This is a genomic window from Faecalicatena contorta, assembly GCF_001404335.1.
Taxonomy (GTDB): domain Bacteria; phylum Bacillota; class Clostridia; order Lachnospirales; family Lachnospiraceae; genus Faecalicatena; species Faecalicatena contortus_B.
This window is the reverse complement of sequence record NZ_CYZU01000094.1, coordinates 1-12,064: the sequence shown is the minus strand read 5'-3', so window position 1 is coordinate 12,064 and position 12,064 is coordinate 1. Positions and strand designations below refer to the sequence as shown.

General features: G+C 46.6%; 11 protein-coding genes. All 11 read right to left on the bottom strand.

Annotation, left to right across the window (positions count from 1 at the left end; all coding sequences use genetic code 11):
- Positions 1-26: 26 nt before the first annotated feature.
- Complete coding sequence (locus ARB69_RS25705) at positions 27-842, bottom strand: Rpn family recombination-promoting nuclease/putative transposase (RefSeq protein ID WP_070102568.1); 816 nt, start codon at positions 840-842, stop codon at positions 27-29.
- Between the two features lie 388 nt (positions 843-1,230).
- Positions 1,231-2,589 (bottom strand): MATE family efflux transporter, encoded by a 1,359-nt coding sequence (locus tag ARB69_RS24730; RefSeq protein WP_055155313.1) that lies wholly within the window; start codon positions 2,587-2,589, stop codon positions 1,231-1,233.
- Positions 2,582-3,019, bottom strand: coding sequence for a MarR family winged helix-turn-helix transcriptional regulator (locus ARB69_RS24725; protein WP_055155312.1), 438 nt, complete (start codon positions 3,017-3,019; stop codon positions 2,582-2,584). The genes ARB69_RS24730 and ARB69_RS24725 overlap by 8 nt, the downstream gene beginning before the upstream one ends.
- A gap of 521 nt (positions 3,020-3,540) precedes the next feature.
- On the bottom strand, positions 3,541-4,722 hold the full coding sequence (locus ARB69_RS24715) for a phosphopentomutase (protein ID WP_055155310.1): 1,182 nt from the start codon (positions 4,720-4,722) through the stop codon (positions 3,541-3,543).
- Positions 4,723-4,905: 183 nt separating this feature from the next.
- Positions 4,906-5,337, bottom strand: a complete 432-nt coding sequence (locus ARB69_RS24710) for a cytidine deaminase (RefSeq protein ID WP_050638700.1) — start codon at positions 5,335-5,337, stop codon at positions 4,906-4,908.
- A gap of 66 nt (positions 5,338-5,403) precedes the next feature.
- Positions 5,404-6,201: a uridine phosphorylase gene (gene udp / locus ARB69_RS24705; protein ID WP_050638701.1), complete on the bottom strand. Its 798-nt coding sequence runs from the start codon at positions 6,199-6,201 to the stop codon at positions 5,404-5,406.
- Positions 6,202-6,276: 75 nt separating this feature from the next.
- Complete coding sequence (locus ARB69_RS24700) at positions 6,277-7,470, bottom strand: GGDEF domain-containing protein (RefSeq protein WP_050638702.1); 1,194 nt, start codon at positions 7,468-7,470, stop codon at positions 6,277-6,279.
- Positions 7,471-7,813: 343 nt separating this feature from the next.
- Complete coding sequence (gene ilvC / locus ARB69_RS24695; RefSeq protein WP_050638703.1) at positions 7,814-8,800, bottom strand: ketol-acid reductoisomerase; 987 nt, start codon at positions 8,798-8,800, stop codon at positions 7,814-7,816.
- Between the two features lie 369 nt (positions 8,801-9,169).
- Complete coding sequence (locus ARB69_RS24690; RefSeq protein ID WP_055155309.1) at positions 9,170-9,886, bottom strand: FadR/GntR family transcriptional regulator; 717 nt, start codon at positions 9,884-9,886, stop codon at positions 9,170-9,172.
- Between the two features lie 132 nt (positions 9,887-10,018).
- Positions 10,019-10,816, bottom strand: coding sequence for a hypothetical protein (locus ARB69_RS24685; RefSeq protein WP_055155308.1), 798 nt, complete (start codon positions 10,814-10,816; stop codon positions 10,019-10,021).
- A gap of 86 nt (positions 10,817-10,902) precedes the next feature.
- Positions 10,903-11,718: a 2-dehydropantoate 2-reductase gene (locus ARB69_RS24680; RefSeq protein ID WP_330377761.1), complete on the bottom strand. Its 816-nt coding sequence runs from the start codon at positions 11,716-11,718 to the stop codon at positions 10,903-10,905.
- Between the last annotated feature and the right edge of the window lie 346 nt (positions 11,719-12,064).

Genomic DNA, 12,064 nt, shown 5'->3' with positions numbered 1-12,064 from the left:
TTATGCCTTCTTTTTAGTGTCCATTTTTAGGGAACCCTTCTTCTTAATGTGTCCACATCTATGGGTACATTATACTTAATGCCCTGTTCTATCCCCTGTTCTATCCCCTGTTCTATTCCTTCCTCCTTAATCAACCTGTCCCTTTCTTCCATCTTCATATAGGTCACTCCCATCTGCTCATTTGATTTGATTCCTTTAATCTTCTCATGCAGATACTTTAACCGCTCATCGCACCCATCAGGAACCCTTTCCTCCGTACTGTGTTCTACGTATCGCAGAAAATCAATGAGTGTCTGTTCCACCTCATCGTTATTTGTTCCTTTTGTATTGAGAATCACTTTTTTACATTCATCTCCCAAGACGAGTCCCTCCACTTCACAGCATCGGTTTTCGAAGGTATATCTGTATCTGCCAAGCCCATAGAGATCAAATCCACAAATCACGATAATATACGTCGGGTTCAAACTATCGAATCCTTTTTCGCCACTCTCCAAGAGGGGCGCATCCAGCAGCGCCTGATAGAACCTGGTGCGTTTTGGAATATTACCCTCATTGCGCTTCTGCATCTCAACATCAAAAATCCTGCCTTCTTCGTCCTCAACATAGAAATCCATCCTAATCCCCCGCTTTCCCGGCAGATTATGTACGACCTTCTGCCCTTCTTTCCAGCGTATACTCCGGATACGGAATCCCAAAGACAATTCCAGTATAATCTTGCACAATTCCAGATCCAGCGTGGCGATATCAAACAAAAAATCGTCCATAAGATTCAATCTCTGCAGCGGCGCCAAAATCGAGCTGTTTTTCTGTATCTGCTTATTCAGTTTTTTCTTTTCCTGCATGTATCTTAGTTCTCCTTAATTATAGTATTTTTCATGTTTCTTTGCAATCATAAGCAAACTGATATTATACGCCCAATAGGCACCATCCCCCTCTTTGTTCTGTTCTCTGACATTGTGCTGAATGTTCCGGCGGATCGCCGGATAGAAAATAAGAAGTGACCACTTCTATGATATCTATGAGCAAAATATACCATGTCTTATTTCAGATAGCAAATGAATTTTTTATAAATCCGACAATAAATAGACAAAATCTGGCCTGCAAAACAGTAAGGTATTTAGATTGTCTTATACTAGGGCAGGAAAAGACAGAGGCAGCAGGAACCAGACACAACTGTGCCCGCTTTCTGCTGCCTCTGCCTTTCCTTGATTTCGTGGCGTCCCCCACGAATTAATTCTCTAAGAGTTTCCTTGCCTTCCATTTCCCACTTCTAATCCGCAGGAATGAAAAGATCGATCCGATTCCCCACCCGATAGGTATTGACCACCAGATGGCGCTTGACCCGATAAAATAAGCCAGCAGGTAAGCAATCACGACTCTTGAAACCAGATTTGATATGGAACTCAGCATAAATGCCCCCATATCCCCAGCCCCACGGAGCAGACCATTTCCTACAAACATAAAGCCCATCAGCACATAAAATACAGAAACTGTCTTCATATATTTCAGCCCGTATCCCATAGCAGTACCTGCAGAGCCGGCATTCAAAAAGAGCCCCAGGAGATGCGGTCCAAACAAAAAGATCACGCTGGTGATTATGATAGAGAAAATCAGTACCATCAGCAGACACGCCTTATACCCCTGTGTTACCCGTTTTTCCTTGCCTGCCCCAATATTCTGCGCCGTATAGCTCGACATTGCATTGGAAAAGTTCATATTGGGCATCATGGCCAGAGTATCGATCTTAGTAGCCGCTGTATATCCTGCAACAAATACCTTGCCGTAAGAGTTTACAAGCCCCTGCATAAACATCATGCTAACGGATACAATGGACTGCTGAATCATAGAAGGCACCCCTACTTTTGCGATCCTTTTCACTGCAGACATCTCAAACAGCCCCGGCTTCTCCCCAATGAATTCGGGTTCATTTTCCATCTTCTTCATCCTGCGCATCAAAACGAAAAAGGAAAACACCGCGCACATCCCCTGGGCAATCAGTGTGGCCCACGCCACTCCCGCCACACCCATATGAAAACGGATAACAAAAAGCAGATCCAATACGATATTGGTCAGTGCTGAAACAATCAAAAACTTAAGGGGAGTCTGGCTGTCCCCCAGTGCGTTATAAATACCATTCAAAGAATTATACAAAAACAGGAAAATAGCGCCCCCAAAATAAATCCGCAGGTATGTAAGTGAATCTGCAAAAATATCCTTATTCGTACCCAAAAGCCCTAGCAGAGGAGAAGAAAAGATTTCTCCCAGCGCCATGATAAACAGCCCAACCACACCCAGCGTAATCAAAGCCGTATAGATCGTTGTCTTCATCTCTTTAATCTGCCCGGCTCCGAATAACTGCGAGATGACAACCGTGCACCCCATAGAAAGCCCCGCCGCAACTGCAATAGAAAGAAATACGACGGGAAAGGACGACCCGACCGCTGCCAGCGCATCCTCGCCAACGAACTTTCCCACCACCATAGAGTCTACCATATTATATAGCTGCTGGAACAGATTCCCCAGCACCATCGGCAGCGCAAAGAAAAACAGCAGCTTCAGCGGCCTGCCGTTTGTAAGATTCTTAACCATTATTCTTCCCCCCATTCTCCTTTTTGTACCCCACTACATTTTGGGAGATACGTTTAATAAATTCCTGATTCATCTTCCGCTCTTCGTCCGTAAACCCTCTATAACAGATATCATCCCAGGCCTCATAAATATCACAGATGGTCTCATAAACCTTCAGCCCATTTTCAGTCAGCGAAACAATCTTCTGACGTCTGTTCTTTTCATTAATCACCCGATGTACCAGCCCTTTTTCTTCCAAGAGAAACATCGTGCGGGCAATCCTGCTTTTATCAATGTCAAGATCCTCAGCCAATTCTTCCTGGCTGCAAAACTTATCCTTCAAAAGCCGTATCAGGCGCCCCTCCAGCGGGGTAAGTCCAAACTCCTCCAATTCACTTCGAATATATGCCAACTCACACCGCCTGATAATACTGACGTAATAATTCTTCATGCTTCCTCCCAAAATCGCCTTTGTTTCCCGTACAACTGTTGTCTAATACAACTGTTGTACAACACAACAATTATACCCTCACTCCCACCAAAAGTCAAGGAGATTGTGAACTTGTGCGGCAGATGCGAGGCCGCTAAGTGTGAGGGAAGGATGGAGGCCGCTAAGTGTGAGGGAAGGATGGAGGCCGCAGGGGAGGGGCAGGCGATTTTCTGGATCCTGTCCGTTTGCGGAGAACCCGTAAGAGAAAAAACAGGAAATAGGGAGGGTACTTGCCGCAGTTGGCCCGAATGCCGATGCATTCGCGCCGCCAACGGCAACAGAATTTGTTTTGGTAAAACAAATTCTGCCCTCCCTATTTCCTGTTTTTTCTCCAACGGGTTCTACCGCGCGCTCTCTCAGAAATCGCCTCCCCCTCCCCTGCGGCCTCCATCCTTCCCTCACACTTAGCTAGGTGCATCCGCCCCCACCGTCGGCGCCTCCCCATTCCAGACAAGCGTCCCCATACCAGCCACTCCTCCCGCTTACAACAAAGCCTCCCCTATGGTACCTGAAGGCATTTGTATGTTGAAATTTTTTGTGATTGTCGCCCCAATTACCGCAAAGGTATCTGCCTCGGGCAGTTCTCCCCCGCTTTCCATGGATTTGGAATAGGCCAGAAACGGTACTTTTTCTCTTGTGTGGTCTGTCCCTGTATAAGTGGGATCGTTTCCATGGTCGGCTGTTATGATCAGTAGATCGTCTTCTCTCAGTCTATCCAGCAGGATTCCCAGTTTTTCATCGAACCGTTCCAGTTCCCGGGCATAACCCTGGGGATCTCTCCGGTGGCCCCATAAGGCGTCAAAGTCAACCAGATTAACGAAACATAAACCTTTGAAGTCTTCGTGCTCCGCCACTTCAATGGTCTGCTCCATTCCGTGTACGGAGCTTTTGGATTTCAGTGCCTTTGTAATACCCTGGCCCGCAAAAATGTCGTTGATTTTACCGATTGATATGACATCCAGGCCATTTTCTTTCAGCGCATCCAGCGCAGTCTTCCCGAATGGCTTTACTGCATAGTCATGACGGTTGCTTGTTCTTTTGAATTCTCCCTTCTTTTTCCCCACATAAGGTCTTGCTATGACGCGCCCGACTTTCCACTCGTCCCTCATGGTCAGCTCCCTGGCTATCTCACAGCAGCGGTACAGCTCCTGCAGGTCAAAGGTTTCTTCATTGCCGCAGATCTGAAGCACAGAGTCTGCGGATGTGTAGACGATCATATGGCCGGTCGCAATCTCTTCTTCTCCAAGTTCGTCCAGAATCACCGTGCCGCTCTCACTCCGGTTTCCGATGACCTTGTGACCGGTACGTTTCTCAAGTTCTTCAATCAGCTCTTTTGGAAAGCCGGTTTCTGTGAATGTAATAAACGGTTTATCTGTCCTGAGTCCCATGATTTCCCAGTGGCCGGTCATGGTGTCTTTACCCCTGCTGCATTCATTCAGCTTTGTATAATATGCCAGCGGATGCTGTACAGGAGGAACCTGTGCAAGAGGATGCAGATTCCCGATCCCCAGCTTTCCAAGATTCGGAATATGAAACTGCTTCACACTCCGGGAAATATGTCCAAGCGTGTCAGCGCCCGCATCCTGATACTCTGCCGCATCATCGGCCGCCCCCACTCCCAATGAATCCACAACAATTACAAAAATTCTCTGATATTTGCTCATCGTAACCTCCTTTTCTGTATCAAATGTCTTCTTTCCTAATACTATACTAGTACATCGTAAAATAATTAACTGCCACATAAGCCGACCTGAATTTCCGATAGTACTGCTCCGCAAGCCTCAGCGTAGCCCACTACGCTTGCGTTTGTGGAGCAGCACTCTCGAAAATCTATCTCAGCTTATGAGTCAGTTACTTGTTTTACGATGTACTAGATTAGCCGGACCGAATCCCACAGGCAGCAATTCTTCCAAGGAATGGATTTCATAATGTTCCGTATCCAGAGCCAGAATAATCTGAAACTGGTCCGGCTGGCAGAATTCCATCATTACCTGCCGGCATACACCGCAGGGAGCGGTCAAATCCGTTACGATTCCATTCATTCCTCCCACAATACAGATTGCCTCAAACTTTCTTATCCCCTCACTTACAGCCTTAAAAAATGCCGTCCGCTCCGCACAGCAGCTGGGGGAATACGCTGCATTTTCAACATTACAGCCCTGGTAGATACGGCCGTCTTCCGTCAGAAGGGCCGCTCCTACTCTGAAGCCGGAATAGGGGGCATACGCATTCCCCATTGCTTCCATCGCCTGTTCAATCAATCTCTTCACCGGCACCATCCCATTTCACACTCCTTATGGTCTATACGTAAACCTTTTTAATCCGTGTTCCTCACTACTTAACATCTATGATTTAGATGCATTGTACACGCTCTGGTCCTCTTTTATCAATTCTTTCACAGCCTCTACTGCAACGCGGATTGCCGCGTCCGTGTCATGGACAACCGGATTATCCAGTCCCTGCTTTGCCCTCTCCTGGTTTGCCATTACAAGGAATACCGACCCTGCCCTCACCCCCAGATAAGAGGCTGCTATAAACAATGCCGCAGACTCCATCTCCGAAGCCTTGCAGCCCAATTTCACCCATGCATCCCATTTGGCTGTAAGTTCATAGCCCACAGGCTTTGTCTCAGGTGAGTGCTGGCCGTAAAATGAGTCTTTGCACTGTACCACACCTACGTGGTAAGTCTTTTCCAGTCTTTGCGCTGCTCTCACGAGAGCATTCGTCACCCCAAAGTCCGGCACTGCCGGAAATTCTATGGGTGCATATTCTTTACTTGTTCCTTCCATGCGGATTGCCCCGTTTGCAATGACAAGGTCTCCGCTTTTTACATCAATATCCATTCCCCCGCTGGTTCCGATCCTGATAAATGTATCTGCACCGGCCATTACCAATTCTTCTATGGCAATCGCAGCAGACGGTCCTCCGATCCCGGTAGACGTCACACTGACCTTTACGCCGGCCAGTGAACCTGTGTAGGTGATGTATTCTCTATTATCAGCAATCAGTACAGGATTATCCAGGTATCCTGCAATGGAGGCACAGCGTTTCGGGTCACCCGGCATAATCACATACCTTCCCACATCTCCTCTGCCAATCTGAAGGTGATATAATTTTTCTTCATTTTCAGAATAATTGATCATAATTTCAGCCCTTTCCTATCCTTTCCGTTTGTCATAGTTCAGACAAGTCTTAACTGTTACTCCCGTTTTACTATTTTATGAATTCTCCTGCACACTGCATCTATTATTATAATAACAGATACAGTCCCTTCCTGCTTTTTTGGCATCATACAATGCCTGATCCGCATATTTCAGCGCCACCTCAAAACTGTCCAGTTCCTCAAGACTGCCCCTCCATACGCCAATGCTGACAGTCACCCTGCCGTTTTTGGCATCCGCTCTGGGCAGGCCGGCTTTTGCGATCCTTTTCTGCAGTTCTCCGGCAAAATCTCCGGCCTCCTGGGCTTCACAGAACTTAATAGCAAGAAATTCTTCTCCTCCATACCGAACCGCTATCATCCCGTTTTCCTGGGAATAGGTTCTGATCACAGCCCCCATCTGTTTCAGGCATTCATCTCCATTTAAATGGCCGTAAGTATCATTATACTGCTTAAAATAATCGATATCCAGCATTAATAACACTGCATGCATCCGGCTCTTTTGATAGGATTCAAAAAGCCCGCGCACATTTTCGATCAGATACCTGCGGTTATACAGCCCTGTCAGCTGATCCGTGCAGGCCATTCTGTTCAGCATCACATTAGCCTTTTCTATTTCCCTGTACTGCTTTGCAATTGTCTCCCTGTCGCGGTATGTTACCGCCATGCTCTGGTAACTCCGGATCGAGATAAACAATGCCAGGACCGTCGTAAATGAACTGTTAATCAGATCTGCAGTAAAGTGGGGTGATGCGGTAAATGCAAGCATTCCCGTCAACACGCTCCATGAACCCCCGAAGATCAGAATGCTTTCCAGCGGCGGCTGAAGCATCACTGCCGCCAGAGTCGGAACCAGATAGCAATAGATAACAATTCCCATTCCATTTCTCTTATCGAGAAGGGTTATGCCGATAACCCAGGCATATAAAATCACTACGTAGAGCCTTCTGATCCACAGGTATTCCCGATACTTCTTTTTCTTCACAAGAGAGGCATGAACAGGTAGGATACTGACTGTTGAAAGAAAAAGCATCACATACATAAAAAAATACCGGGCTGATTCTGAATCAGCAAAAGGCCCTCCTGCTTTGCATGCTGAAACCAACAGCATGCAGAGCTGAGTGCCTGCTACAATCACGGCAATGTTCCGTTCCGTTTTATACACCTTTTGAGGAAAATATTCACGGAAACCCAGTTTCTGATCCGGTGTCAGTATGGGACCCGGCTTTTTGAAAAATATGCCAGCCTTCATTCAGTATGCCTCCACATGCCATAATTCTTTATACATACCCAATGGCATTTCCCACCTTCGCTGCTATGAAGGATATAGTGATATTTTAACACGAAATACGGTTTTTCTCTACCATAATTACAGGATTTACATTTCTGGACAGACACAGCGTTACTGTGCACATCCGAAGGGTGTGCACAGTAACGAAACAGCCGCCGCTTTTCATCCCCCAGTCAGGAAGTCTGGCTGACAATTTTTTTGCCGATCGGATAAAACCAGCGAAATAAAGGGATAGCCATAAGCTATCCCTTTATTTCACGTCCCTGTCCGCCGCCAAAACTAAACTTTTTAACTAATCTCCGATTTATTTTAAGCGCTCTTTCAGTCTGTCCTCAGCCTTTGTAAATTCACAGTTGAATGCTTCTTCTTCCAGTTTTTCCAGTGTACTTAAGTTGTTCTCATGCTGCTCTTTATCCCACTCTTCTGCAAATGCGCCGCCCTTGATTCCTTCGTACTGTTTCTTCAGAAAATTCCGTATCTCGGTCGTGTCCACTTTTTGAAATCCGGTCAGCTGTCCATACTGACTGGTGTGAGAGTGATAGGGAAGCTGACGGAAAAATCCTACTTCGGCTGCCTTTTCCATCATAACCGCCGGTTCTTTGGAGAGATACATTTCCATCAATACAGCTTCCTCCGGATGCCCCATTTCTACCTGAAGTTTGAATGCCTCCATAAATACGTTGTAAATGATCGGCCAGGTTCCCTGCTCTGCCATGAGATCCAGACAGGTCTCGTCGTCAAACGTTACCTCGATAGCGCCCTTTCTTGTGGCTCCGATTGCTTTACACAGCGCTTTTCCATATTCCAGGGCCATTCCTGACGCGTCCTGATGGACGCCTACAAATGCCGGCGCTCCTTCCCCCTGCTCATACAGTTCGCGCACGCCTTTTCCAATCATTCTCGGAGCTGCCATGACAACATCCAGATCCGCCGCCGGTTTAATCCTGTGGAATGTAATATTGTATGCGGAAGCAAAGTTCACAATATTACCGGCTTCCAGATTCGGAGCAATCTGTTCTTCGTAAATCTCCGGAGCCACCTCATCCGGAAGCAGCAAGAAGATAATGTCCGCCCGCTTCGCCGCCTCATCAATCGGATATACCATAAATCCATCCTCATTTGCCTGATCATAGGACTCGTCATGACGGCTGCCAACGATCACATTCTTTATACCGGAGTCGCGCATGTTGAGCGCCTGGCTCCGTCCCTGGTTTCCATAACCGATGATTGCAATGGTCTTGTCGATCACAAGCCCCAGATCTGCATCTTTGTCATAATAAATATTTGCCATAATTCTCTCTCCTTTATGTATACATTATTCTGCCGCTATGCTGCAGATCTGCCCGCAGGGCATGAGTTACAGGGTACCCTTGGGTATGCTTTATTCTGCAGTTTACAGCGAATCCATCTGCTGGGTATGAATTAAGCGTGCCCAAGGGTACATGTTTTAGACATCAGACATCAGATGTCTGTTCTCTAATGTTAGGGTAACATCACAATCTCTTTTCGTCAACATCATTTTGTATTTTCTGTATATTTCAACAATGTTTACTATACAATTTTATATAATCTGCACAACCCTTTTTTCTGACACACAAAAGTCTTCCTTTAATTTTTCAATAAATTAAAAACAGGCACCATTTCTGATACCTGCTTCCTGTTAATCCGGACTTTCGTCCAGTGAAAGTTCTTTCCATTTGTCCAGCGAATCCGCAACCGCCTGCGTCATGGCCTTTTTGTCCCTGTGCATCAGCGCTTCCAGAATCTTATCATGATTTTCTGTAACGATCTTTGAATAATCCCGGTTGGAGATCATAAGCGACGGTTGGAACATTTCCATAATACTGTTTCCGATGCTGGCTACAAAAGGATTGTGTGTGCTCTTGTAGATCTCCGCGTGGAATAGCATGTCGTTTTCCACTGTCGCCCATCCCTTGTTGAAATCACTTTTTGTTTTCATGTGAATATCTTTTAAACGCTCAATATCTTCCTCATCCGCATTATCAATGGCCAGGAGACTGGCAGATGTTTCGATCATCTTGCGGAATTCCACCAGTGCATCCTTACTCTCCGCTTTACTCATCAGGATCATCTGAAAAATAAGCGGATTCATAACAGAAGCATCCACGCTGCTGCATATGCGGCTTCCGTTCCCCTTACAGATCTCCACAACCCCCAGGGCCTCCAGCATCTTAACAGCCTCACGAATGCTGGATTTGCCGACACCAAAACGTTCAGATAATTCTGCTTCTGAAGGCAGGAAATCGCCGGGCTTTAATTCCCCGCTGATCAGGCCTTCCTTGATCTTTTCCACCACCATTTTTGATAAAGACTGCTTGGGAACCGGGGTCAGCCAGTCTGATTTTTTCTGTTCCATCCTATGTTTCCTCCTCCGGCAATATCAGCTTTGCTCTAGTGTACCGCCGCAATGAGAGACAGCGCACCGGTACATCGTAAAATATGGTTTTAGTTTACCCTTTTCCTGCCCCCGCTGTCAAATCTTATTTCATTATTCAAAGCCCCTGGTCCGCTCTACGACACTTCCCCTTTTCGCCAGAACATGCCTGCTCTGTATGTTGCCGGTTACCGTGTTAAGGTAATTCAAAAGTCCGATGAATGCAAGGATCACGACAATTCCGATTCCCTCCTCCATCATATTTCCCTGGGCTTTTTCTACCGACTCCATCTCCTCTATCTTGGATTCCCAGGAAAAACTCTTTGCATGGGGATCCGCCTGCAGAAGGCCGAGTATTTCCTCCTCTGCAGCCTTACTATATTCTTCTTGGTAACGGACAGCCGCTTTATATACAAATGCATCTGGGATAAACTCCTTTGCCGCTTCATCGCTGATAATGATAGTCGGAGGATAGCCAATCAGCGCGCCCGCATAATACGTTTGATCTGTCAAGCCGGCAATCTCAAATGTCCGGAAATTCTGTACATCGGCATACTCCGCGCAGGTCACTGTTTTCCCCTGCAGGTCAATTGTCTGGAAATCCAGTCCGTCCCTATATAAAATACAGGTTCTGCCGCCTAAAAATTTTGCTTTATCGATCGGAAATTCCAGCGTACGGTTAAGATAGTCAAATTCTTTCTCGTTAATTCCAATCAGGAAGGAGCCAAAATTCTCCGGATGGTTTTTGTACTCCTCAATGTCATTCTCATAAGGAATTGTCATCCACATATCGTAAAATTCCTGCATCCAGACATCTGCAAAATCCGGTTCCCAGGGAACCATAATCTCGGCGCTCAGCGCAGGCATCACCGCTTTTACATTCTGGTTATCCCGGATCTCCCTGATCCCCATAATTGTAATAGTCGCCCCGCTCCATACTCTCCCCCAGGTAAGCGCCCCTCTCCACCTATAAAGTACACCTTCCCCCCTTCCTCAAATCAGTTCTTCTCCTCCAGCGCTTTGATTCCCTGCAGTAACATCCAGCAGATCGGGGTCTCAATTCCCAGTTCTTTTCCCATCCGTACCATACCTCCTGCAAACATATCGATCTCCGTCTTGTGTCCTGCCTCCAGATCCTGAAGCGTAGAAGGCTTATTATCATATGGAATTCTGCAGACCGTTTCGTACTGCTTTCTCATCTGCTCTTCCGTTATAATGATTCCTTTTGCTGCCGCAACTGCCTGAACTTCCTTCATTGCCGCCCAGCGGATTTCATTGGCCGGTTCGCTGCTGCGGAATGCCCCGAAGGGAATCCCCAGCAGTGCACAGGTCAGGTTCTCCCCGACATTGCACATATATTTAAACCAAAGCCCCCACATCATATCTTTTTCTACCTTATATGGGATATCACAGTGTTCCATCAACTCACTGACCGCCTTTACCCGTTCTGTCTGGACAGTATTTTCTGATTCGCCGAAATACACCTTGCCCCAATAAGGGTCAAAGTCAGCCCTGCCATTCTTCATGACAATGGACATTCTCATATATGAATAGAGTACATGATTCCATCCATAGACGGCTGCCACCTTTTCTTCGCTCTCCACACCATTCATAACACAGAGTATCTGCGTCCTGTCACCCACAAAATTTCTGATATCCTCTATGGCCTGCTGCAGCCCCATATCCTTCACTGCCATGATAATCAAATCCGTCTCACGGCCTTCTTCCGGAGTGCAGATTGGGAAATGATAATTCACACCATTCACCGTGACACCCCGATTTTCGAGACGCTCTTTCCGCTTCCCCTGTGCGATTACGCAAAAGTTGTCTTATCCCAGATGCTCCTCAAGTCTTGGCGCAAAAAACACCCCCATGGCTCCAAGTCCGATCAGTGCCACATTCTTTATTTTCATCTAAAATGCCTCCTTTTTCTTGCAATTACCTTCCTTAATACTATATATGCGGTTTTCACGAAAATCAAGCATTTGCAGACCTATGTTCTATATTAGTGCCAAAAGCGTTACTGTTCATGCTCCAGCCAACATCTAAATCGGGAGTTAGTGACGCGCTTTAGTCGCGGTACGGATGGGGACGCTCCATAAAGGGATAGCCGAAAACCTCCCGGAGAACATCCATGTCCTTTCAAAAACGCGGCCGCGG

Coding starts and splice junctions, on each gene's coding strand:
- ARB69_RS24710 (WP_050638700.1), bottom strand. CDS start 5,337: ATGGTGCCGGTGAAGAGATTGATTGAACAGGCGATGGAAGCAATGGGG.
- ARB69_RS25705 (WP_070102568.1), bottom strand. CDS start 842: ATGCAGGAAAAGAAAAAACTGAATAAGCAGATACAGAAAAACAGCTCG.
- ARB69_RS24730 (WP_055155313.1), bottom strand. CDS start 2,589: ATGGTTAAGAATCTTACAAACGGCAGGCCGCTGAAGCTGCTGTTTTTC.
- ARB69_RS24715 (WP_055155310.1), bottom strand. CDS start 4,722: ATGAGCAAATATCAGAGAATTTTTGTAATTGTTGTGGATTCATTGGGA.
- ARB69_RS24685 (WP_055155308.1), bottom strand. CDS start 10,816: ATGGGGATCAGGGAGATCCGGGATAACCAGAATGTAAAAGCGGTGATG.
- ARB69_RS24725 (WP_055155312.1), bottom strand. CDS start 3,019: ATGAAGAATTATTACGTCAGTATTATCAGGCGGTGTGAGTTGGCATAT.
- ilvC (WP_050638703.1), bottom strand. CDS start 8,800: ATGGCAAATATTTATTATGACAAAGATGCAGATCTGGGGCTTGTGATC.
- ARB69_RS24690 (WP_055155309.1), bottom strand. CDS start 9,886: ATGGAACAGAAAAAATCAGACTGGCTGACCCCGGTTCCCAAGCAGTCT.
- ARB69_RS24700 (WP_050638702.1), bottom strand. CDS start 7,470: ATGAAGGCTGGCATATTTTTCAAAAAGCCGGGTCCCATACTGACACCG.
- udp (WP_050638701.1), bottom strand. CDS start 6,201: ATGATCAATTATTCTGAAAATGAAGAAAAATTATATCACCTTCAGATT.